This is a genomic window from Streptomyces sp. NL15-2K (assembly GCF_030551255.1).
Lineage (GTDB): Bacteria > Actinomycetota > Actinomycetes > Streptomycetales > Streptomycetaceae > Streptomyces.
Genome location: NZ_CP130630.1, coordinates 9,051,969 through 9,074,226, shown reverse-complemented (window position 1 = coordinate 9,074,226; position 22,258 = coordinate 9,051,969). Strand labels below are relative to the sequence as shown.

Sequence of the window (22,258 nt, the reverse complement as noted above, 5' to 3'; positions counted from 1 at the left end):
ATGGTCCCTCGAAGAATCGGTCGGGGGAGAGCGGCGCACGTGGCGGGTCGGGAGTTCGGGCATCACCTGGGGCTGCCGCAGGCGCTCACCGGGCTGCCGCTGAGCCCCCTCGTCCCCGCGTACGCCGAGCTCACCGCCGCCCAGCAGGCGGCCGGATTACGGCACCTCGGTGAGGCGCTGACCGGTTCGGGTGGCGGGCTGCGGGTTCTCGACGGGCTGTACGTGCCGTCCGGGCCGCGCGGTGCGCGGCGGGTGGACGGCCCTTTGCTGGACGACCTCGCTCGTGCGGCTACTGCGACGGCCGGGCTCGCGGGGTTGCTGGCCGGGCTGCACCGGCGCGATCCGTCGGCGCTGCGCCGGGTGGTGCTGTATCAGCTGATCGGCCTGTTGCAGGACCGTCCGGAGGCGGAACGGCCCCGGGTTGCCGCCGAGTTGGGGATTCACGCCGATGAGGTGGCCGGGATGGTGGCGGCGGCTCGACTGCGGCCCGTCCTCACCCCGCGGCAGCGCGGTGCCGCGGAATCCGTCGCCGACGCCTGGGAGCGTGATCGGCTGCACCGGGTGCGCGGCCTGCTGGAGCGACTGCCGACGGGCGGCGGTGACGCGGGCCTGGAGGCGGTGCGTACGGCGCTGACCGCTCGGTTGGCCGCGGTGGACGCGGCCCTGCTCGCGGCCCGCGGCGCCGAGGAACGCGGGGACACGGAGGCGGCGAGTGCTCAGTTCCTGCGTGCGCTGCGGGAGGCCGCGGACGACCGGCGGGCGCTGGGCGGACTGGTCCGCCTGCACCGGCCGCGCGGTGGCCGACGGGCTCCTCTGCACGCCGAACTCGCCGCCGATCGCGTCGAGTTGGCCTGGGACCCACAGGGGGTCGCGGACCGCGACTGGCGGCTGTTGTGCCTGTACCGCACCGAACAGGGTGCGCACCGGGTGCGCGAGGTCTCCGCGCGGGGCGGCACGGCCCGGGACGAGGAGGCCGCCCTCGGCACGACGGTCCGCTATGCCGCCCTGCCCTTGCGGGACGGACGCGTGGACGGGCCGCCGCTCGTGTCGCACCGGGTGCTGGTCGCCCCGGAGGTGACCGAGGTGAGCCTGACGGACGGGCCGGAGCGCGTCGACTGCTCGTGGCGGCGGCCGCCGGGTGCCGTCGAGGTGGCGGTCGAGCACACGGGGCCGTCCTCCGGTGCGGCCGAGCCGCTGGGCTCCCGTCCCGAGGGGTTCACCGCGACCGGCTTGCCGACCGGCGTCCACGCGTTCCGGATCGCGTGCGGATACCGGGTTCCTGGCGGAGACCTGGTCTACTCGCCGGGCATCCGCGTCACCCGTACGGTGCACCCCTGGCCCGATCCGGTCCGTACGCTCACCGCACGCCCCGAGGATACGGGCGTGTGCTTCGACTGGACCGGTGGCCGGGATGCGGAGGTCCGCCTGGTGGAATGGCCCGGCGAGGCTCCTCGGCCCGGCACCGAGCTGCGCACGTCGGACCTGCCGCCGCGGCTGCCCTGGCCGGACAAGCCTGACAACGTCCGGGCATTGTGCCCGCCGCCCGGCGCGTACGCCCGGGTCGCCGCCGTCGCCGTGCTCGGCGAGCGCGCGCTGGCCGGACCCGTCGTCGACGTCGAGGCGCTCGCGCACGTGAGGGGCCTGGCCGCCCGACGGCTGCCGGACGGACAGGCCCGGGTCAGCCTCGACTGGCCGGACGGGGCCGGTCATCTCACCGTCAGCTGGGCAGACCTGACGGAGGAGCCGGCGGAGCCGGGCGGGGCTACGCGGGCCGGCACCCAGAGGGTCACCGAGCCCGCCGGCCGCACCCGAACCGTGACCGCCCACGCCTACCGCCGAGGCGGACTGCGGTTGCCGGTCGGCCCCGGGGGCGTCCGTGTCCGCGTCGTGGCCGCGCCCCGGGACCCCGGGGCCGTCGTCGTACCGGCTCCCGTCGCCGAGGTGGTGCTGCCGCCCGATGCGGCCATCGGCTATCAACTGGTCCGCGCGCCACGCCGGTTGCTCGGTCGGGGCCGGGCCGCCCGGCTGCGGGTCACGCTCTCCGCGCCGGGCGGCGCCCCGCCGGACGCGCCCGAGTTCGTGTGCGTCGCCCGGAGCGGCACCCTGCGGCCCCGGAACGCGGCCGATGGCACTACCGTGCTGCGCGTCCCCGGTACCGATCTCACCCGCCACGGCACGGTCGAGCTGGAGCTGCCGCCCGCGCCCTGCCCGGCGCCGTACACGCTGCGCGGCTTCCTGCTGGGCGAGCGGGCGGCCTCGGTGCGACTCGAAGAACCCTCCCCCGCGACCCTGGTGGTGCGCTGAGCATGACGACCGTCATCTGTCCCTACTGCTTCGCCCGCGCGTCGGCGGCCAAGCTGCCCTACCGCTGTCTGATGAGCCCGAACGGCGTCCGCGGCGGCTCGCCCTGCGGCCCCGAACGCGACGACGTCTGGGCGGGGTTCATGGGGCCGAGCGTGCCGCCCGCGATGCGGATGCGCGGGCCCGTCTTCACCCCGGCGCGGGGCGTGGGCGCGCTCGCGTCCGGGCTGCGCGGCGGCTCGGCCGGCAGCAGCGTGCCGTGCCCCGGGTGCGGGGTGGGCACGACCGTCCGGGTGTGCGGGTCCTGCCACAACGACCTGCCGAGCGACTACTGCGACCAGGACAGCCGCATCATCGCCCTGGTCGGGCCGAAGGCCTCGGGCAAGAGCACCTATGTCTCCGTCCTGGTCAACGAGTTGAACCAGCGCGTCGGTCAGGCCTACGGAGCCTCCCTGGCGGCGATGGGACAGAGCACGCAGCAGCGGGACAAGGAGATGGCCGAGGACCTGTACGAGCGGCTGCGACTGCCGGACGCCACCCGGCCGGCCGCCCTCGGCTTCAACGACCCGCTCCTGTACCGGCTCAGCGTGCCCCGCCGCGGCAGACTGGGCAGCGGCACCCGGCACACCACGCTGGTGTTCTTCGACGCGGCCGGCGAGGATCTCGCCGGCGCCGAGGCCATGGACCGCTACACCCGTTATCTCAGCGCCGCCGACGGCATCGTCCTGCTGGTCGATCCGCTGCAACTCGGCTCCGTGCGCGACCGGTTGCCCGTCACCGACGGGCCCGAGCTGCCCGTGGTGGAGACGCCTCCGCAGCAGATCGCCGCCGACCTGGCCGTACAGCTGCGCGCCCACGGCAAGGGCGGTTCGCGGGGCCGGGTCGCCACGCCGATCGCGGTGGCCATCACCAAGACGGACATGCTGGGGTCCCTGCTCGACCCGCACTCGCCGCTGCTGCACAACGCCCCGCACACGGACGGCGCCTTCGACGAGGACGACCGGCTCGCCGTGCACGAGGAGATCCGCTCCCTGATGACGGACTGGGACTCGGGCGCGCTGCTGCGCCAACTCGAGCTGGACTTCGCCCGGTTGTCGCTGTTCGGCCTCTCGGCGCTCGGGGCGCCACCGCCCGCGGACGCCCCCGCGGACGTACCCAAGTCGGGGCCGCAGCCGGTGCGGGTGGAGGATCCGCTGCTGTGGCTGCTCGCCCAGCGCGGGCTGCTGCCGGTCCGCGCCACGGGGAAGGGACGAGTCAAGTGACCCTCGCCCAGCTGCACTACACCTCGGCTCCGCCCGGACCCGACGGGTCGGGCTTCCGGTTCACCGCGGTCAGCGCGGGCGTCCCGCAGGGGCTGCTGCGGGAGGCGGAACAGGTGATCGGGTACGAGCCACCGCGTGACTTCCCGGCCCGGCCCGACGCCGAACAGCTCAAGAACTTCCCCAAGGCCTTCAGCTTCAGCGAACTCGCCGACGGAGGGCGGCTGCTGAGCCGCAGCGTGTACACCGGGGCCGACTACAGCGGGCGTTGGGGCAACTTCCACGCGCACGCCGTCCATCTGCCCGCCGGGACGCGGCTGCCGGACGGTGCCCTGCCCATCACCGCGTGGGAGTCACCACGCTGGGCCGACGCCACTCCCCCGGGCGGCCGGCCCGAGCCGGTCGACCGCTTCGAGCCGTCCGGCCTGCTCCGCAAGGAGGGGCTGGTCGCGTTCGCGGTGTCCCGGGCGGATCGGCTCGCGGCCTTCTTCGCCGATCTGCGGGCTCTCGCGGCGGACCCGGACACCGGACAGCTCGTGATCGTGGAGCACGACAGCGCCGACGTGGCCCAGTGGATCGCGCTCGCCTGTACGGTGCTGCCGCGCGAACAGGCGCACCGGCTGACCTTCACCACGTACACGCGCCGCCCGCAGCAGGCCCGCCAGCAGATCATCGGCGCGCTGCCGTCGTCGGAGTCGGTCGCCCACGACCACCGCTACCGGGTGCACGACTGCACCGGGCATGCGCCGTCCGAGCCGGTCACGGACGTCTGGGCGGACGTGTGCGCCCGGATCTGGTGTGCCGGGCGGCCCGAGCTGTTCCGCGACGCCGAGGACCTCGGCCCCCTCGCCGTGGCCGCGCTCACCTCGGGCATCGCCCTGCGCACCGACGCCCGCGCGGTCGCCGCACGCTGGGCGGCCGACCACGCGGACACACTGCCCGACGCGACGCTGGGCGCGCTGGTGGAGGGGCTCTGTGCGGGGGGTGTCGGGAGCGTACGGCGGCTCGGTGCCGGGCTCGAGCGTGCTGACGTACGGCGTCCTGGTGCCGAGGCCGCGCACGATGACGTACCGCATCATGCCGTCCCGCACCCGGGCTCGGTGGCACGGGCCCCGTCGGCCACGGCCGTCGACACTCCCGCGCCCCCTCCCCCGGACGACGAACAGACCGCTCTGGGCGCGCTGTTGGCGCGACTCGAGGGGCAGGTGCCGACGGCCGTGTCCGCTCCGCTCGCCGCCCGCGTGCTGGCCTCGGCCGTGCTCGGCCGCGGGCCCGTGCCCACGCTCGGCGCCGGGTCGCTCACCCCGCAGGCGCGCGCCGATCTCGCCCGTGAGCTGGCACCCGCGCTGCGCGCCGGCCTCGCGGACCCGCACGAACCGGCCGCCGGACGGCCGCTCGCCCTGCTGCACGTCGCCGACCTGCTGGACATCGACTGCCAGGACCTGCTCCCGGACCTGGCCGGACGGCTGGCGCGGGAGCTGGTGGGCGAGGACTCGGACGGGGCCTCCGGCGTGGCAGGCCGCGAAGACGGCATCGCCGCCCCCTGCCCGCCCGCTCTCCTCGACGCCGTGCACGGGCACCCCGCCCTGCGTATCGCGCTCTTCGGTGCTCTGGACGCGCTGGCCGCCGCCGATCCGGTGGTCGCCGCCCGGAAGCTGGCCGGGTCGGAACTGCCCGTCACACTGCAGCCCGGCTTCCCGCACCTGCGCATGTGCGTCACGGCGACGCCCTCCGACGCCCCGGGCGACCGGCTCGCGCGCTTCCACGGCGTCCTGCGGACCGCGGGGGTCTCCCCGCACGCCGACACGGCCGTGTTGCGCACCGCGCTCGGGCTGGTGTGGGCCGGCGCGCTGCCGTCCGGGCAGGAGGCGAGCCTGCTGCTGAACCAGCTGGGTTCCGACACCCACCGCGCGGCCGGCACCCGGGACCTGCTGATCGAGGCCGCCCTCGCCGCGCCCGCGGACGACCCCGGCGTCCCGGTCCTCGCCACCGACCTGCTGCGCTGCTTCAGTACGGAACTGCGGCCCGGGCAGCGTTCGGCCCTGCTCCTGCTGGAGTTCGCGGGCCTGCTCGGCACCGAGGGCGAGGGCGAGCAGTGGGTCGACCGGGTGCTGGCGCTGCGGGACTCGGCGACCGAACCCGTTCCGGACACGGTGACCGAGCGGGTCCACGGCGCGCTCGCCCGGCGGCTGTTGGAGGGGACGGCTCCCGAGAACGAGGTCTACTCCCTGGCCAGGTCGGCCGAGCCCGGCCTGCTCGCGGCGTACGAGCGCGTCGGGCGCTCGGACCGCGTGGGCGACCGGCTGCGGACCGTGCCGTCGTACGTCGCCGCCCGCTTCTGCGACTGGAGCGCCTACCCCGGCACCCACCCCGACTGGGACGCCACGCGCACCACCCTGCTGACCAAGGTGCTGCGGCCGGTCGTGCGGGTACTGCCCGCCGAGGACCACGCCGAGATCGAGGCGGCGCTGGGCCGCGCGGGGCGGGGCAAGCTCGACGCGTGGCGTTCCTGGAACCGTCCCGGCGCGCTCGGGCGGCTCGCGGGACGGCTGTCCGGGCGCGGCCGGCGCGCCGAGCCGGCCGCCGGATGGCCCGGGGACATCGAGCCGCCGTCCGGGGGAGGCCACAGATGAGCGTCAACGTCATGACAGCGGTGTTCCCGGTGTTCGGCTGGACCGCGCTCGTCGCCGCCGGGGTGTGTCTGGGCAGCGCGCTGTGGCAGTTCCTGTGGATCGGTGGGAGCGCCGTCTGGCGCGGGCTCGGGCCCTGGCAGACCGGCCGCGCCGACCACCGCGTACCGCTCGTCGGACCGGGCGAGCCCGCTCATCTCGGGTACTGGTGGCGGCAGTTGCGCGTGGACGCGGTGTCGGCCGCGGGCTACGGGATGCGGGTGATCTGGACGGCGTTCTCCGACCCGTGGCTGGAGCGGATCACCCGGAACCTGTTCCGCGGCCGGCGCCCCTCCGGCAAGCCCGGCGAGATGCCGGCCACCCGCTTGCTCATGATGGTGTTCGTGGCGCCCGGCACGGTCGTGGGCGCGTTCGTGGCCGCCGTGGTCGCCACCGTCCTGCTCGGCGCCGTACTGGCCGTCTTCGCGCTGCTGCTCGCCCTGGTGTGGCTGGGCTGCGCGGCGGCCGTGCCGGTGTTGCGGGGTGTGGAGCGCGGCTGGGCGCTGGCCCGGGGCATCCGCGTCAAGTGCCCCTACCCCGGCTGCTACCGGCCCGTCCCGCTGGCCGTGCATCGTTGCCCGAACTGCCGGGCGCCGCACGGTGAGTTGCGGCCCGGCCGGTACGGCGTGCTGTGGCACGTCTGCACGTGTGGGCACCGGCTGCCTGCGACCCGGCTCGCGGGGCGGGAGCGGCTGACGGCCCTGTGCCCGCACTGCGACCGGTACCTGCCGGAGACGGTCGGCACCACGCGCGTCGTGCACGCGCCGCTCGTCGGCGGCACCTCGTCCGGCAAGACGATGCTGATGGCGGCCATGGTGGAGGGGCTGCACGCCTGGGCGCGGCGCGGCGACCTCACGGTCGAGTACGCCTCCGCCGACGACCGCCGCGCGCACGTCGACCTCAGCCAGGAGCTGAACAGCACCGGTTGGGCGCACGCGACGACCGGCGGGCAGCCGCGCGCCCTGATGCTGACCGTGAGCCGCGGGCGGCGGCGCAGGCTGCTGTATCTGTACGACCCGATGGGCGAGTCGGTGAGCGACGCCGAGCGGGTGCGGGCCCAGCAGTACCTCGCGCACGCGGACGGCGTCGTGCTCGTCGCCGACGTGCTGGCCGATCCCAAGGTGCGGGGCCGGCTCGGCGCCGACGACGCCGCGCGGGCCGGGGCGGCGCGCCCCTCGGCGCAGGGGCCGTGGGAGACGTACCAGCGCCTGACGGGCGAGCTCGCGGCCCTGACCGGCCGGCGCGGACGGCTGTCCGTGGCCGCCGTCGTCACCAAGCGGGACGTCCTCGACCAGTTGGTCTCGCTGCCCGTGCCCGGTGCGCGGATCGACGGCTGGCTGGCGGAGATCGGGCTCGGCGGGCTGGTCCGGGCCCTCGGCCACGACTTCCGTGCGGCGCGTTACTGGGCCGTGAGTGCCCGTGCGGCCACCGGGACCGGCCCGCTGGAGAGCGAGCAGCGCCGGGCAGCCGAGCCGGTGCTGTGGCTGCTCGCGGCCTCGGGGCTCGGGACCGGTGCGCTGCTCGGGCCGGGCGGCGCCGGCGGCAAGGAGCGCAGGATCAGACTGCGCGCGAACACCGAACGGGAGAAGAGCCCGGCATGACCAAGGTGACACCAGCCATCGGACGCGGACGGCGGATGGCGGCGGGCCTGTTCGTCGCCTCCCTCGTCCTGACGACGGGCGCCGCGGCGTACGCCGTATGGCTGCTGCTGCCGTAAAGACCGCTTCACCACTCCACGAAAGGACACCGAGTGAGCGACATTCCCGGCGGGCCCATGGCCAACCGGCCGGTTCACTTCATCTGGCTCCTCGACTGCTCGTACTCGATGCAGGGCGAGAAGATCGCCCGGCTCAACTACGCCATCCGGGAAGCCGTTCCGGAGATGCGGTCGGTGGCGCACGACAACCCCGCGGCGCAACTGCTGCTGCGCACCATCACCTTCTCCACCACGGCCCGGTGGCACCACCAGACGCCGGTCCCGGTCGACGACTTCACCTGGCAGGACGTCGAGGTGGACGGTATGACCAACCTCGGCGAGGCGCTGAACCTGGTCTCGCGGGAGCTGCAGAGCCCGCCGATGCCGGAGCGGGCGCTGAAGCCGGTGCTGGCGCTGGTGTCGGACGGCGTGCCCACGGACGACTGGAAGGCGGGCCTGAAGGCGATCGACGCGACGCCGTGGGGCCGCAAGGCGGTGCGGGTCGCCATCGCGATCGGCGCGGACGCGGACCGTGGCGTGCTGCAGGAGTTCCTCGGCAACCCCGAGCTCCAGCCGCTGGACGCCAACAGCCCCAAACAGCTGGCGGCGGCCATCCGGTGGGCGTCCACGGCGGCGGTGAAGGCGGCCTCGCAGCCGGTGGCGGGCTCGGCGGACCCGGCCGTCACGATGGTGAAGCAGCCGTACGCGCCGCCGGTCCTGGACGACGACGATGACGACGACGTGTGGTGACGCTCGGGGTGCGACGTTGGGAGACGCTGGGCGACAGCGTCCAGGGCGTCGGCAAGCGGTGCAACCAGGACTGGTACGCCTGCGAGGGCGCCGGTTCCGGCGACGACCCGCTCGTCCTGGCGGTGGCCGACGGGCACGGCTCGGCCGCGCACGCGCGCAGCGAGCTCGGTGCCCGGTTCGCCGTGGACCGCTTCACGAACCTCGCGGCCTCCTTCGGCCGGGCGGCCCGCGACTGCCATGAACCCGGGCGGCTGGCACGGCTGATGGCGTATGCCCGGGACGGCTTCCCGCGCGCCCTGGTGCACGACTGGCGGGAGGCGGCGCTGGGTCACTGGACGCGGCACCGCCCGGTGGCCGACGACGGGGCGCGGGAGCCTTCGTGCGACGAGAAGCTGGTGCTGTACGGCACGACGCTGATCGGTGCCGTGCTCACGCCGTGGCTGTTCGTGGCCTGGCAGATCGGCGACGGGGACCTGGCGGTGGTCGAGCACGACGGCGCGCTGCGCCGGCCGCTGGCCCCCGCCCAGGAGGACCTGGGCGACGAGACGGAGTCCCTGTGCGGCCGTGAGGCCTGGCGGGCGATGCGGATGCACTGGGCGCCGGTGTTCGACGAGGCACGCACGCCGCGGCTGGTGGTGCTGTCGACGGACGGGCTGTCGAAGAGCTTCGCGTCGGCCGACGGCTACCGGGAGTTCGTGACGGGTCTCGACGGCCGCCTGACCGCGGAGGGCAGTGCGGAGGTACGGGCCGCGCTGCCCGGCTGGCTGCGGCAGGCCTCGCGGTACTCCGGGGACGACACGACCCTGACGGCCGCGCTGCGCCGCACGCACGCGGTACGGGACACCCTCCCCATGGACCCCACGGAACCCATGGAAACGGAACGGAAGACGGAGACGTAGATGAGCGGCATGCTCGACAGCGGTATGCGCCTGACCGCGGAGAACGGCGACGAGGTCGAGGTCGTCGACATGCTGGGCGCGGGCGGCCAGGGCGAGGTGTACCGGGTCAGGACACCGAGCGGGGAGAAGGCCCTCAAGTGGTACTACCCGACGTGCGCGACGCCGGACCAGGAGGCGATCGTACGGGAGCTGGTGTCCCGGGACTTCGATGACGACCGGTTCCTGTGGCCACAGGCGTACGTGCCGGCGTACCGCGGTTCGTTCGGGTACCTGATGGGGCTGCGTCCGCAGCGCTTCAAGGGACTGCCCGCGCTGTTCCGGCGCCAACTGCGCACCAGCACGAGAGCGTTGCTGACGGCGTGCCTGTACACGGTGGAGGCGTACCAGGCGCTGCACTCGCGCGGGATCGCCTACCGGGACATCTCCTGGGGCAACATCTTCTTCGACCCGGACACCGGTGACGTGCTGGTGTGCGACAACGACAACGCGGTGGTGGAGGGGGACGCCACCGGCATCTCGGGGACGATGGAGTTCATGGCGCCGGAGCTGGTGCGCGGCGATCCGGGCGCGCGGCCGGGCACCCAGTCCGATCTGCACTCGCTCGCCGTGCTGCTGTTCATGCTGCTGATGAACCATCATCCGCTCAAGGGCAAGCGGGAGCTGGGCATCCACTGCCTGGACGAGGCGGCGGAGCGCAAGCTGTACGGCAAGAGCCCGCTGTTCGTCTTCGACCCGGCCGACGACTCCAACGCGCCCGACCCGATGGAGCACACGACCGTGCTGGCCACCTGGGACGCGGCGGCCGGGACGCTGCGGGAGCTGTTCCGGCGCGGCTTCACGACCGGCCTGCGCGACCCGGCGGCCCGGGTGCGCGAGTCGGAGTGGCGTGACGCGCTGCGGGCGGTGCTGGACTCCGTGGTCGAGTGCGCCTCCTGCGGGCGGCAGAACATGACGGAGCCGGGCGAGAACCCGCCGGCGCGCGCCTGCTGGGGCTGTGGCGCCCAGCTGGTGCTGCCGCCGCGGCTGACGGTGACCACGCCGCCGCCGCGCGCGGAGCACCACATCCGGCTGCGGCGGGCGGCCCGGGTGCAGGCCCACCATCTCCTTCCGGAGCCGACCCGGCACGACTGCTCCGACGAGACCCTGGTCGCCGAGCTGGTCGAACACCCCTCCAAGCCGGGCCGCTTCGGCATCACCAACCGCTCGAAGGAGCCCTGGTCGGCCACCCGCTCCGACGGCACCCCGCAGCAGATCGACCCCGGCCAGACGGTTCCGCTGCGCTCAGGCCTGGAGCTGGATCTGGGGGCCGGGGTGCGGGCGGTGGTCCGGGCGAAGTGATCCCGGGCGGCCTGTGACGCGGGGCGCCCCGCGTCACAGGCGCTCGTGATCAATACACCTGGGGCCGGCGTCACAGGCCGAGGATTCGGCCGAGTTCCTGGGCGAGGGCGAGGCCGCCGCTGCCCGCCGCGACGCCGATGCTGATGGTCTCCAGGGCGGAGCGGATACGGCCGCGGTCGGCGGGCCGCCCCTCCTGCCCGGCCTGCACCAGCTCGCCCTGGATGACCTCCGCCTGAGTGACGAGCGCCGGGTTCTCGCCGCGCAGCCGCTCCACCAGCTGGTCGGCCACGCGCAGGACGGCGGCCGCGTCCATCCCGTTGTTGACCTCGATACGGCCGTGGTCGCCGAGGTTGGCGGGGCCGTTGACGTTGTTGATGTTGTACGTGCTCATGTGCCGACTCCTGTTCCGGCCCGGGTCAGGGCTTGGGTCAGGGCTTGGGCGGGGTGCCGCCGCCCGGACCCGAAGGCCCGTTCCCCTGTGGGCCGTTCGGGTTGTTGATCTGGCCGTGAGGGCCGATGTTGCTCGGGCCGTTGACGTTGTTGATGTTGTAGGTCTGGGTGTTGATGATCTGCTGCGCCTTGTCGAAGGAGCTGGTGTCGACGTTGTGGTCCTTCAGGAAGCGCTCGGTCGCTGTGAGCACGCCCTGCTGGAGTCGGTTCAGGAAGTCCGCCGCGTCGGTGCGCTCGTTGTAGCCCGCCTGGCTCCAGTCGCCGATCCGCTCGCGCAGGCTGCCGGGAGCGCCGCAGTCGTGGATCACATGCTGGTCGGTGATGTCCCGGCGCAGTCTCCTCAGGTACTTGGCGGAGCCGCGCCGCTGCCGGGCCCGCGCACGGATGCGCCGCGGGGCGCCGCGCAGTTCGGGCCAGGTGGACGAGGTGGCGTACCTGACGAGGCTCCACCAGCGGTCGAAGCGGGCCACCGGCAGCCGGTCCAGCCGGTAGAAGCGGGCGCCGAGCGGAGGAATCGCGTAGACGGAGACCTCCCAGGTCAGGCTGGGCCGGTTGAGGATCGCCCGCAGGTACATGGAGACGATGAGCCGCCCGCCCTCGCCGACCCGCTCCAGGCACAGGTGGGTCCGCATGCCGGCGCCGGGGTTCTGCAGGCCCGCCTGGACGAACTGCTTGGGGATCTGGGCGCGCGGCCGCCGGGTGCGGTCGGGCAGCAGTTCGGGCAGCAGATAGGCGTGGCTGCCGAGGACGTAGAGCCGGTTCCTGGCGCGCAGACCGTCCAGGCCGGAGATGGACTCCATCTGGCGGGCCACGTACGTGTGGAGGTCGATCGCGTCGAAGGGGCGCATCGGGAGCTTGCCGCCGCCCGGCGCCTCGGCGGGCTTGCTGACGTCGATGGGCTGCCAGACGACTTCCCTGAGTTCGTCGCCGCTGCCGACGAACGGATTGTCGAGGGCCGCCCTGTCGGCGTACGGCAGGACGTTGGCGCGCTTGAGCTCGTGCAGCCAGGCCTCCGCCTGCGGTTCCACGGGCGGAGCGAGCGTCTCCGCCTTGTCCGGGTCCCGGAACACGTGCTGCGCCGTCGCGCGGGCCCTGGACTCCGCTCGGTGGACCAGCCACCACGCGGCCGCGAGGACGCCCAGCGGGCCGTAGATCCCGACCTGGGCGACCGATCCGTGGCCGCTGACGAGTCCCCAGAGGGCGACCAGTACGGCGGTCACCAACGCGGCGCCCAGCCCGGCCAGTTGGCGGTCGAGCGCGGCGCGGCGGCGTACGGCCGCGCGCGCGTGCCGGGCGAGGGCCACGAAGTTGATGCCGAGGGACAGCCCGATCGCGGTCAGCCGGTCGCCGGTGAGTTCGCGGTCGACCTCGTGGGCGAACGCGTCGTCGAGATGGACCGACGCGCACAGCCGTCGTGTCACTCCGTCCTTGCGGTACTGCGGCAACGACGGCAACGCTCTGCCCGCCACGGTGACCTGCCCTTCCCCCACGATCTCGCGCGCTTCACCCTAGGGACAACCGGCGCCGCTTGTCCCGGAGTTCACGCGAGTCGACCCGAGGGAGTCGCACGCCGTGGTCAGCGGCCCGGCGTCCCCAGGGCACGCCGGCGCGGGTCCCGGCCGCTCGCGGCGAGGGCACGGTCGAACACGGGTGCGTCGTCCGGCAGCGGTACAGGGTCGGCGAAGCCGTCGTACTGCCGGTAGAGGTCGCCGTGGGTGACGACCACGTCGAGGATCAGGCGGGCGGCGCCGTCCGAGACGCGGAACTCCTGGCCGGTGGCCGTGGCGACGTCCCAGCCGTGCACGGCCGTCTCCTTGATGATCATTGAGGCGAGCTCGGGGGCGGGCAGGCTCCCCATGCCCAGGTCCACCTCGCCCTCCCACACCGCCGGATCGGCCCAGGCGGCGACCGCGCGGTCCAGCTGGGCGGCGTACGCCTCGGCCCAGTCATTCTCGGCGGCGAAGTCGCGGGCGGTCAGCTCCTCGGGGAGCTGCTTGCGCAGGGCGCGGTGCTCCAGGCCGTGCGAGGTGTACAGGACCCAGTGGTTGACCAGGGCGCGGACGTCCCAGTCGGAGCAGTGGGTGGGATCGCCGAGCCGCGCGGCCGTGACACCGCGCGCGACGCGGGCCGCCTCGGCGGCGCATTCGGTCATGTACGGGTAGAGGTCGTCCTTGTTCATGCACGTCACGCTAAGGAGGGCGTGCCGAGACCGCTTGAACAAACGCGACACACCTACGCTCCTCGTATGACCGCGACCTTCTACGCCGTGACGCTCGACTGCCCCGACGCCGATCAGCTGGCCCGCTTCTACCAGGGCTTTCTCGGCGGGCGACGGATCGTCTTCGACGAGGGCGACGTCGCCGTACTCGTCCTGGAGGGCGGGAGCGTACGGCTGCACTTCCAGCGGGTGGGCAATCCGCGGCCGCTCCGCTGGCCGGACCCGGCCGCCCCGCGCCGCCAGCATCTGGAGTTCGCCGTGGACGAGGGCCTTCAGGAGATGGAGCGGCGGCTCGAACGGCTCGGTGCGCTCGTGCCCGAGCAGCAGCCCGGCGGCGACCGGTTCCGGGTGTTCGTCGACCCCGCCGGTCATCTGTTCTGCCTGGCACCGCGTGAGACCACCCAGCTCACGCAGGAGATGCTCGATTCGGCGCTTCCGACAGCTACTCGGTCAGCTCCACCAGCTTGAGCACGGTGTTCCAGTTGCGGCTGGTGGCGATCACGCCCTTGTTCAGCCGGGGCTTGGAGAGGTGCTCGGCGAGCTTGGAGCGGCCCAGACCGTTCGGGGCGTAGAGGTAGAGGGCGCGGTCGCCGAGGCGGAACTCCTCCGGGAGGTAGGCGGCTCGGTCGATCTCCGCGAAGCGTTCGGCGTCGACCGGGGCGGAGAAGTACGTGACGTGCAGCTGCTTGGCCTCCAGCTCGGCGGCCGGGAAGGGGCAGGCCTCGGCGACCGCCTTCAGATAGGCGTGGTCGCGGACGATCACGTCGACCGTGAAGCCGAAACGCTTCTCGATCGCCTGCGTGAGCTCGGCGGCCAGGGACTCCTCGTCGCCGTGGTCGCCGGTGAACACGGCCTGGCCGCTTTGCAGATAGGTACGGACGCCCGTGTGGCCGAGGCCCGCCAAGAGCGCGCGCAGTTCGGCCATCGGCACCTTCTTGCTGCCGCCCACGTTGATTCCGCGCAGCAGCGCCGCATACCTCGTCGTCATCCGCACACGATAAGGCGGCCGTCGTGCCCCGTGGGGGTGGGCACGACGGCCGTGTCCGCGCGGGCGGACTGTGCGGAACTCTGGCCGATGCGGAGGGCGAGATTCAACCGCAGCACGCACCTGTGACTCATTCAACAGGTTCTCGTCACGGCAAAGCGGGGCACGGACGGCGGACCGGACACTCTGCTCGTCGTCCCCGAGAAGGCCAGGTAGATGTAAGGGACCATCATCCTCCCCAGTGGGGAGAGCCCGGGGGCCGAGGGGATGATTCGGGCCCGTCATGCTTCACCGGGCAGCACGACGAGATGGCTTTATCCGGCCCATACCTTCGAAGCGAAAGGTGGCGGCAGGGGGCTGCCACCGCTCACAAGGGGGCAAGCCCGTCATGGGGAACGGAGATACACGGGTACGGGGGTTGGCCGCCCGGGCCGGCGGTTGGAGTGCCCAGCATCGATGGGCTGCCGTCGGCATCTGGGTGCTGTTCGTCGTCCTGGCGATGGGGCTCGGGTCGGCGGCGGGGCGGGTCGATGTCGACCAGAGCGACGGGCTGCCGGGCGAGACGCACACGGCCGCCCGGATCATCAAGGACGCCGGGATCGACGAACCGGCCAGTGAGACCGTACTGATCCAGGCGAAGGACGGCGGCGTCAAGGCCACGGACGCCGAGTTCCGTGCCGCGGTCACCGCGGTCATGGAGGCCGTGGACAAGACCGGCAAGGTCACGGACGTGACTTCGCCGTACGACACGGACACGATCTCGAAGGACGGCCGCAGCGCGCTGGTGCAGTTCGACATGCGCGGCGACTCCGACACCGCGGGCGAGCGGGTCGAGCCGGTGCTGAACGCCGTCGAGGACGTCCAGAAGGACCACGAGTCGCTGCGGATCGAGGAGATCGGCGGCGCCAGCATGATGAAGACGTTCGACGACGCGTTCGGCGACGACTTCCAGAAGGCCGAGTACTCCGCCGTGCCCGTGGCCCTCGGCATCCTGCTCATCGCCTTCGGCGCGCTGGTGGCGGCCCTGCTGCCGGTGCTGCTGGCGATCACCGCGATCATGGCGACGATGGGCCTGATGGGCCTGGTCAGTCATGTGATGCCGATGAGTGAGACCGCCAATTCCGTGATGCTCCTGGTCGGTCTGGCCGTAGGCGTCGACTACTGCCTGTTCTACCTGCGCCGCGAGCGCGAGGAACGCGAGGCGGGACGGGACCCCCAGACGGCGCTGCGGGTGGCCGCCGCCACCAGTGGCCGCGCGATCATCGTCTCGGGTGTCACGGTGTGCGTGGCGATGGCGGGCATGCTGTTCACCGGGCTCGCCGAGTTCGAGGCCATGGGCCTGGCGTCGCTGATGGTCGTGGCGGTCGCCATGGTCGGATCGGTGACCGTGCTGCCCGCGCTGCTCTCACTGCTGGGCGGGCGGGTCGAGAAGGGCCGTATTCCGTTCCTGCGGCGGCGTCGCCGGGGCGGCGGCAACGACGAGAGCCGGTTCTGGACGGCCGTACTGAAGGGCGTGCTCGCGCGGCCCGTCATCTCGGTCGTCGTGGCGGCCGGCGCACTGCTCGCGATCGCCGCGCCGGCGGTCGGCATGAAGACGCAGAACCTCACCCTGGACCAGGAGTTCGGCGACTCGCTGCCGATCGTGCAGACGTACAACCGGGTCAACGACGCCTTCCCGGGCGGCTCCGAGCCGGCCGAGGTCGTCGTCAAGGCGGACGACATCAACGCGCCCGAGGTACGGGGCGCCCTGGCCGAGTTCAAGGAGCGGGCGGTCGCTTCCGGCGCCTCGCGCGGCCCGGTCGAGATCAAGCTGCACGACAGCCAGAACCTCGCCTTCGTCTACGTCCCGCTGGTCGGCGGCTCCGACCTGGACAAGGCCGGCGAGAACCTGGAGAAGCTGCGCGACGAGGTGCGGCCCGCCACGCTCGGCAAGGTCGACGGCGTCGAGGCGCCGATCACCGGACAGGTGGCCGGGTCGAAGGACTTCAACGACCAGCTGGCCGGAGCCGTCGTCCCGGTCTTCGCGTTCGTCGTGGTCTTCGCCTTCGCGCTGATGCTGCTGTCGTTCCGCTCGCTGACGATCGCGATCACCTCGATCGTGCTCAACCTGCTGTCTGTGGGCGCGGCCTACGGCATCCTCGTCGGGGTCTTCCAGCACGGCTGGGGTGCCTCGCTGGTGGGTGCGGAGGGCGTCGGCGCCATCATCACCTGGCTGCCGCTGTTCCTCTTCGTGATCCTGTTCGGCCTGTCGATGGACTACCACGTGTTCGTGGTCTCGCGGATCCGCGAGGCACGGATGCGCGGCCGTACGACGAACGAGGCCATCAAGCACGGTGTGGTCACCACCGCCGGTGTCGTGACCAGCGCCGCGGTGATCATGGTCGCCGTCTTCGCGATCTTCGGCACGCTGTCCATGCAGTCCATGAAGCAGATGGGCGTCGGCCTCGCGGCCGCGGTGCTCATCGACGCGACGATCATCCGGGGTGTGCTGCTCCCCGCGGTGATGGCGCTGCTCGGCGAGCGCAACTGGTACCTGCCGAAGTGGCTGCACCGGATGCCGGACCTCACCCACGACGAGTCGCCCGAGGCCGTGGCCCGGCCCGTGGCCCGGGACGACGAGGGTGAGCGACTGGGGGTCTGAACGGCTCCGCGAGGGTGTGAACCCGTCACATAAGGGTGCGAACCCTTCATGACCGAGGGCCCGTTGACTCCGGGGGAGTCAACGGGCCCTCTTCTCGCGCGTGTTACGCGGGCAGTTCGGCCTCGATGAGGTCGGCCGCTCGCTTCGTGCCGCCCTCCTGGGCCATCTCCGCCTGGATCTCCTGCAGCCGCCGGGCGACCTCGGGGTCGTCGACCAGCGCGAGGGCGGCCTCCCGCAGGGCCTCGGCGGTCGCCTCCTCGGTCGGAAGGTGGCGGGCGACGCCGAGGCCCTGGAGCATGTCCGCGTTGCCGAACTGGTCCACGCCCTGCGGTACGGCGATCATCGGCGTGGCCGTGGCCAGGCCCTCCTGGCTGCCGCCCGCACCGGCGTGCGTGACGAACAGGTCGGCCTGCTTCAGGATCGTCAACTGCGGTACCCAGGACCGCACTTCGACGTTCGCCGGTACGTCGCCCAGCTCGGCGGGGTCGACGTGCTTGCCGATCTGGAGCACCAGGTGCCAGCCCGGCAGATCGCCGAAGGCCTCGACGCACTCCCGGTAGAAGTCCGGCAGCTTGGTGAAGGCGGACCCGAGCGAGACGAGGACCACCTTCTCGGCGCCGGCGGGCCGCTGCCAGTCGCCCTCCGCGCCGCGGTCGCCCTGGCAGGCGCCGACGAAGGTGTGCACGGTCTCGTCGACCCGGTCGGCGTTCGGCTGCAACGCCCTGGGGATCAGGACGAGGGAGCGGGCGGGACGGCCGAGGAACGGGTCCGGGTGCTCGGTGATCCCGTTCTCCTCCAGCCAGGCATGGAAGCGGGCGTAGTAGGCCTGTCCGCGCTCGGTCTTCTTCGGCTCCTCCCACATCGGCTCGGCGACCTCCTCCTCATAGCCGTCCCAGGCGACGAGGTTCGGTGACAGGGAGATCGCGGGCACGCCCCAGCGGTGGGCGAGGACACGGGCCGGGTAGGAGGTGATGTCGTGCAGCACGAGGTCGGGTTCGTCGCCCTCGTACGCCTCGATCAGCTGCGGGAGCGCCTGGATCGCGTCGGCCAGGAAGGGCTCCACGTTGTCCAGCAGGGTGGTGCCCCAGGCCGCCGGGTCGTCGTCGGGCGAGGGCAGCGTCGACGTCCAGAGCTTCACCTCGGCACCGGTCCCGGCGACCTTCTCGGCGAACACGGGCGGAATGGCGTACGTGACCCGGTGCCCGCGCGCGACGAGCTCGCGGATCACCTCGAGGCTCGGGTTCACGTGGCCGTGGGCGGCGATGGAGAACATGGCGATGTGGGCGCGGGGGGTGGTCATGGTGTCGACAGTAGACGAGACGAGACGTCTCGTGCAACTGAATATCCGGGACTGCCGGTCACTCGCCGGGGCAGTCCACGGCAGCCTCCTCCACGCGGCGGCCGTCCGGGCCCGTGACGGTGACCGGCACGGGATCGCCCCCGGGGTCGGCGACGTTTCGCGCCCCCACGGCCGTGCAGATCAGCTGGGCTGCCGCGAGGTCGTTCACCTCGGCGGACAGTTCGAGGGAAACCCGGTCGCCCCGCGTGGACACCTTCACGAGGTCCGGCGTCTCCGCCGCTTGCGGCACCTGCGCGGCGAGGCCCGACGGCAGCGGGGACGGGACGGCCGTCGGCAGCGGTCCGGGCGACGGCAGCAGCGTGGTCAGGCGCTTGGCGCGTTCCGCGTCGGTCGGGCCCTGGAGCAGCACGTCCACGGCCGACGCGACGTCGACCGGGGCGACGGTTCTGCGGGGGACTGCGACCAGGGTGCCGTCCGCCACGAAGTAGACCCGTACCGTCGGCACGATCCCGCTCGCGGGCCCGCCCACCTCCACCACGCCGGTCGCGGGGATGCCGCAGGAGACGAGGGCGGAGAGCGCCGGCAGCACCAGCGACGCGAATCGGCATACAGCTCTCAAGATCGGTCCTCCTGCGGCAACGTGTCCCGCCACAGCGGGAGTTCGACGCTGAAGACGGCGCCGCCCTCCGCACGGTTCGCCGCCCGGACGGTGCCGCCGTGCACCCGGACGTTCTCCGCGGTGATGGCGAGGCCCAGGCCGCTGCCCTCGGTCCGGGTGCGGGCGGTGTCGGACTTGTAGAAGCGCTCGAAGACGTGGGGCAGCACGTCGCCCGGGATGCCGGGTCCGCTGTCCAGCACTTCGATCACGGCCGACCCGGGGTCTTCGCCCTCGTACAAGCGCAGTTCGACCGGTCGGGCGCCGTGCCGGAGGGCGTTGCCGACGAGGTTCGCGACGATCACGTCGAGGCGGCGCGGGTCGACCCGTCCGCGCAGGGCGTCGGGCGGCGGCAGCCGGGTGTCGACCAGGTCGGTCCAGGCGCGGGAGGCGAGCGTGCGCCGCAGCGACTCGGCGAGGTCGATCTCGTCCAGGTGCGGCACGGCCGCGCCCGCGTCGAAGCGGGAGATCTCCATCAGGTCGTCCACCAGCCGGGTCAGTTTCACGGTCTCCTCGCTGATCAGCCGGACCGCGGTGGCGGTGTCGGGGTCGAGGCCGGCGGCGTCCTCGTCGAGGACGTCGGTGACCGCCGACATGGCGGCGAGCGGGGTGCGCAGTTCGTGCGAGACGTCCGCGGCGAACCGGCGGGCCCTGGCCTCCATGCCGCGCAGTTCGGCGACCGACTCCTCCAGGGCGGCGGCGGTCTCGTTGAACGTGTGGGACAGGTCGGCGAGTTCGTCGGAGCCCTCGACCGCGAGCCGGGTGTCCAGCCGCCCCTCGGCGATGCTGCGGGTGGCGTGGCGCAGTGCGCGCACCGGCCGCAGCACTCCGCGGGCGGCGAGCAGCGCGAGCAGCACGGCGAGGCCCAGGGCGGGCACGGTGGCCCGTTGGACGGCGCTGACCAGGGCGTCGACGTACGCCTGTTCCGTGGCCTGCGGCACCGCCAGGAAGACCTGCACGCCGGACGCGATCCGGCCTTCCTCTTCGGGCATGGCGTAGATGACCGACATGCCGACGACGAGGGAGGTGTGGTCGCCGCTGTTCACCCGCTGGAAGACGGTGGCCGTGCTGGAGTCGACGGCCTCGCGCAGGTCGGACGTCAGTTCCGCGAACGGGTCGTCGGGGGCGGAGGTGGCGCTCAGCCCGTCGTAGGCGACCAGCACCCGCCAGGTCCCGGACGGTTCGGCGGCGGCCACGTCGGACGCGAACCGCCGCAGTTCGGCCTCGCCCGGGGGAATGCCGAGCTCAGGGGCGAACCGGTCCACGTGGGTGCGCAGCAGTTTGATCACGGTGTCCTGGCTCTGCTGGAGGACTCCGGTGCGTGCCTCCCGGAAGGTCAGGGCGCCGGTGGTGGCGGCGGTGAGCGCGGCGACGAGGGCGAACGCCACCACCAACCGCATGCGCAAGCCCCGCAGTTGCGGGGCTCTGACCCGGGTTCTCGCCGAGAGCCTCACCGGGAGGCGAACCGGTAGCCGAAACCGCGCACGGTCTGGATGTAGCGCGGCTCGCGCGGGGGTTCGCCCATTTTGGCGCGCAGCCGTTTGACGCAGGCGTCCACCAGGCGCGCGTCGCCGTGGAAGCTGTGCTCCCAGACCGCCTCCAGGAGTTGCTGCCGGCTGAACACCTGGCCGGGCGAGGCGGACAGGGTCAGCAGCAGCCGCAGTTCGGAGGGGGCGAGCGCGACCGGCTCGCCCTGCCAGGTGACCGAGAGCCCGGCCCGGTCGATGGCCAGGTCCCCGTGTGTGTCGATCTTCGGTATGCCTTCGTCGGCGGGCGCGCCGGCCGCCCGGCGCAGCACGGCACGGATGCGCGCCTCCAGCACCCGGGCCTGTACGGGCTTGACCACGTAGTCGTCGGCCCCGGCCTCCAGCCCTACGACGATGTCCTCGTCGTCGCCCCGCGCGGTCGCCATGATGATCGGCAGTGTCTGGTCGAGGGCGCGCATCCCCCGGCACACGTCCAGGCCCGGCATGCCGGGCAGCATCAGGTCCAGCACCACGACGTCCGGCCGGAACGACCGCAGCCGCTCCAGCCCGTCCTCCCCCGTCTCGGCGGCGGCGACCTCGTGGCCCTGACGACGCAGCGCGAGGCCGACACCCTCCCGGACGGCGCGGTCGTCTTCGATCAGCAGAACTCGTGGCATGTGCTCAGTATCGATCCTTCAACAAACCTCCGTTACCAATTCGTTGCCATTCGAACCAGGTCCGATCACATGCCCGTCACAACCTGAACGACCATGACCGCGCACAAAACAACCCCGTCCCGCAGCCGCCGCCGTACGAACGGCCCCGCGCACGCGTCGGCGCGCGGCCGGAAGGGGCAGGTGTGGGGCGGTCTGGCCGCGCTGACCGTCCTGGGTGCCGCCGGTTTCGCGGCCGTGGGATGGACGTCTCCGCAAGACGCTCCGAAGGACTCCCGCTCCACCGAGCAGGCCAAGCCGGTCGAATCCAGCACGGCCCCCGCCGCACGGCCGACGCGCAGCCCCAAGCCCTCACCCAGTCCGTCCACGCCCGTCAAACCCACCATCCCGGCCACGGGCCCGGGCACCTTCACCACCGCGTCCGGCACCAGCGCCAAGGCCGGGACGGGTACGACCCTGCGTTACCGGGTCGACGTCGAGGACGGCATCGATCTGTCCGCCGCGGACGTCGCCGAGCAGGTGGAGCGCGTTCTGGCCGACCGGCGCGGCTGGACGGCGGACGGTGACTCGGCGTTCCAGCGGGTCGCGGGCGGCGCCACCGACTTCGCCGTACGGGTCGCGACGCCCGGGACCGTGGACAAGATCTGCGGGCAGTACGGGCTGGACACCGGCGGCGAGCTCAACTGCAGCGTGTCCGAGAACGTGATGGTCAACCTCGAACGCTGGCTGCTGGCGACTCCCGTCTACGCCAAGGACGTGACGGCCTACCGAGCGCTGATCATCAACCACGAGGTCGGCCACTTCCTCGGCCACGGCCACGTCGACTGCCCCGGCCCGGGGAAACCGGCCCCCGCGATGATGCAGCAGATCAAGGGGATGCACGGTTGCGTGCCCAATGTCTGGCCGTACGACGAGGAGGGGCGGTACATCACCGGGCCTGCCATTCCCTGAAGCGGG

Annotated in this window: 17 protein-coding genes and 1 pseudogene; 10 read left to right on the top strand and 8 right to left on the bottom strand. The window is 72.9% G+C overall.

What is annotated here, in order from left to right:
* The first annotated feature begins 39 nt into the window (after positions 1–39).
* The 7 genes from Q4V64_RS40620 (at position 40) to Q4V64_RS40590 (ending at position 10,912) form a co-directional block, all read left to right on the top strand.
* Positions 40–2,304, top strand: a complete 2,265-nt coding sequence (locus Q4V64_RS40620) for a hypothetical protein (RefSeq protein WP_124438408.1) — start codon at positions 40–42, stop codon at positions 2,302–2,304.
* A 2-nt stretch (positions 2,305–2,306) separates the two neighbouring features.
* Positions 2,307–3,563 (top strand): hypothetical protein, encoded by a 1,257-nt coding sequence (locus tag Q4V64_RS40615; RefSeq protein ID WP_124438409.1) that lies wholly within the window; start codon positions 2,307–2,309, stop codon positions 3,561–3,563.
* Positions 3,560–6,193 (top strand): GTPase-associated protein 1-related protein, encoded by a 2,634-nt coding sequence (locus Q4V64_RS40610; protein ID WP_124438410.1) that lies wholly within the window; start codon positions 3,560–3,562, stop codon positions 6,191–6,193. The genes Q4V64_RS40615 and Q4V64_RS40610 overlap by 4 nt, the downstream gene beginning before the upstream one ends.
* Positions 6,190–7,830, top strand: coding sequence for a hypothetical protein (locus Q4V64_RS40605; protein WP_253266816.1), 1,641 nt, complete (start codon positions 6,190–6,192; stop codon positions 7,828–7,830). Before Q4V64_RS40610 ends, Q4V64_RS40605 begins: the two co-directional genes overlap by 4 nt.
* A 173-nt stretch (positions 7,831–8,003) precedes the next feature.
* Positions 8,004–8,675 (top strand): tellurium resistance protein, encoded by a 672-nt coding sequence (locus tag Q4V64_RS40600; RefSeq protein WP_124438524.1) that lies wholly within the window; start codon positions 8,004–8,006, stop codon positions 8,673–8,675.
* Positions 8,669–9,574, top strand: a complete 906-nt coding sequence (locus tag Q4V64_RS40595; RefSeq protein ID WP_124438411.1) for a PP2C family serine/threonine-protein phosphatase — start codon at positions 8,669–8,671, stop codon at positions 9,572–9,574. The genes Q4V64_RS40600 and Q4V64_RS40595 overlap by 7 nt, the downstream gene beginning before the upstream one ends.
* Positions 9,575–10,912 (top strand): protein kinase, encoded by a 1,338-nt coding sequence (locus Q4V64_RS40590; protein ID WP_124438412.1) that lies wholly within the window; start codon positions 9,575–9,577, stop codon positions 10,910–10,912. It abuts the gene before it with no gap.
* A gap of 70 nt (positions 10,913–10,982) precedes the next feature.
* Here the strand turns inward: Q4V64_RS40590 and Q4V64_RS40585 are convergent, their stop codons facing one another.
* The 3 genes from Q4V64_RS40585 to Q4V64_RS40575 all read right to left on the bottom strand — a co-directional run bounded on the left by Q4V64_RS40585 (position 10,983) and on the right by Q4V64_RS40575 (position 13,541).
* Positions 10,983–11,303, bottom strand: a complete 321-nt coding sequence (locus Q4V64_RS40585) for a hypothetical protein (RefSeq protein WP_124438413.1) — start codon at positions 11,301–11,303, stop codon at positions 10,983–10,985.
* Between the two features lie 37 nt (positions 11,304–11,340).
* Entirely contained in the window at positions 11,341–12,852 is a 1,512-nt protein-coding gene (locus tag Q4V64_RS40580; protein WP_253266817.1) for a hypothetical protein, read from the bottom strand.
* Positions 12,853–12,938: 86 nt separating this feature from the next.
* A complete protein-coding gene (locus Q4V64_RS40575) occupies positions 12,939–13,541 on the bottom strand; it encodes a TIGR03086 family metal-binding protein (protein WP_124438414.1) in 603 nt (200 codons plus the stop codon).
* Between the two features lie 66 nt (positions 13,542–13,607).
* Here Q4V64_RS40575 and Q4V64_RS40570 point away from each other — a divergent pair, with 66 nt between their 5' ends.
* On the top strand, positions 13,608–14,048 hold the full coding sequence (locus Q4V64_RS40570; protein ID WP_124438415.1) for a VOC family protein: 441 nt from the start codon (positions 13,608–13,610) through the stop codon (positions 14,046–14,048).
* Here Q4V64_RS40570 and Q4V64_RS40565 read toward each other — a convergent pair.
* On the bottom strand, positions 14,023–14,568 hold the full coding sequence (locus Q4V64_RS40565) for a DUF1697 domain-containing protein (RefSeq protein ID WP_124438416.1): 546 nt from the start codon (positions 14,566–14,568) through the stop codon (positions 14,023–14,025). The two genes, Q4V64_RS40570 and Q4V64_RS40565, sit on opposite strands and share 26 nt — an antisense overlap.
* A gap of 385 nt (positions 14,569–14,953) precedes the next feature.
* Between Q4V64_RS40565 and Q4V64_RS40560 the strand changes: the two genes are divergently transcribed.
* Positions 14,954–17,206, top strand: a complete 2,253-nt coding sequence (locus tag Q4V64_RS40560; protein ID WP_124438417.1) for an MMPL family transporter — start codon at positions 14,954–14,956, stop codon at positions 17,204–17,206.
* A gap of 103 nt (positions 17,207–17,309) precedes the next feature.
* Here the strand turns inward: Q4V64_RS40560 and mgt are convergent.
* From mgt to Q4V64_RS40540, 4 genes and pseudogenes are all read right to left on the bottom strand, one after another.
* A pseudogene (gene mgt, locus Q4V64_RS40555) lies at positions 17,310–18,549 on the bottom strand (macrolide-inactivating glycosyltransferase).
* A 15-nt stretch (positions 18,550–18,564) separates the two neighbouring features.
* Entirely contained in the window at positions 18,565–19,125 is a 561-nt protein-coding gene (locus tag Q4V64_RS40550; RefSeq protein WP_124438419.1) for a hypothetical protein, read from the bottom strand.
* Entirely contained in the window at positions 19,122–20,561 is a 1,440-nt protein-coding gene (locus Q4V64_RS40545; protein ID WP_124438420.1) for a HAMP domain-containing sensor histidine kinase, read from the bottom strand. The genes Q4V64_RS40550 and Q4V64_RS40545 overlap by 4 nt, the downstream gene beginning before the upstream one ends.
* A 50-nt stretch (positions 20,562–20,611) precedes the next feature.
* The gene (locus tag Q4V64_RS40540) at positions 20,612–21,304 is read right to left on the bottom strand and encodes a response regulator transcription factor (RefSeq protein WP_124438421.1); all 693 of its coding nucleotides are present in this window, start codon (positions 21,302–21,304) and stop codon (positions 20,612–20,614) included.
* A gap of 93 nt (positions 21,305–21,397) precedes the next feature.
* Between Q4V64_RS40540 and Q4V64_RS40535 the strand changes: the two genes are divergently transcribed.
* Positions 21,398–22,252: a DUF3152 domain-containing protein gene (locus Q4V64_RS40535; protein ID WP_124438422.1), complete on the top strand. Its 855-nt coding sequence runs from the start codon at positions 21,398–21,400 to the stop codon at positions 22,250–22,252.
* Positions 22,253–22,258: the final 6 nt, after the last annotated feature.

Bases quoted from the DNA above. Each gene is read 5' to 3' on its own strand.
- Q4V64_RS40615 (WP_124438409.1), top strand. From the start codon at position 2,307: ATGACGACCGTCATCTGTCCCTACTGCTTCGCCCGCGCGTCGGCGGCC.
- Q4V64_RS40605 (WP_253266816.1), top strand. From the start codon at position 6,190: ATGAGCGTCAACGTCATGACAGCGGTGTTCCCGGTGTTCGGCTGGACC.
- Q4V64_RS40600 (WP_124438524.1), top strand. From the start codon at position 8,004: ATGGCCAACCGGCCGGTTCACTTCATCTGGCTCCTCGACTGCTCGTAC.
- Q4V64_RS40590 (WP_124438412.1), top strand. From the start codon at position 9,575: ATGAGCGGCATGCTCGACAGCGGTATGCGCCTGACCGCGGAGAACGGC.
- Q4V64_RS40585 (WP_124438413.1), bottom strand. From the start codon at position 11,303: ATGAGCACGTACAACATCAACAACGTCAACGGCCCCGCCAACCTCGGC.
- Q4V64_RS40575 (WP_124438414.1), bottom strand. From the start codon at position 13,541: ATGAACAAGGACGACCTCTACCCGTACATGACCGAATGCGCCGCCGAG.
- Q4V64_RS40570 (WP_124438415.1), top strand. From the start codon at position 13,608: ATGACCGCGACCTTCTACGCCGTGACGCTCGACTGCCCCGACGCCGAT.
- Q4V64_RS40565 (WP_124438416.1), bottom strand. From the start codon at position 14,568: ATGACGACGAGGTATGCGGCGCTGCTGCGCGGAATCAACGTGGGCGGC.
- Q4V64_RS40560 (WP_124438417.1), top strand. From the start codon at position 14,954: ATGGGGAACGGAGATACACGGGTACGGGGGTTGGCCGCCCGGGCCGGC.
- Q4V64_RS40545 (WP_124438420.1), bottom strand. From the start codon at position 20,561: ATGCGGTTGGTGGTGGCGTTCGCCCTCGTCGCCGCGCTCACCGCCGCC.
- Q4V64_RS40540 (WP_124438421.1), bottom strand. From the start codon at position 21,304: ATGCCACGAGTTCTGCTGATCGAAGACGACCGCGCCGTCCGGGAGGGT.
- Q4V64_RS40535 (WP_124438422.1), top strand. From the start codon at position 21,398: ATGACCGCGCACAAAACAACCCCGTCCCGCAGCCGCCGCCGTACGAAC.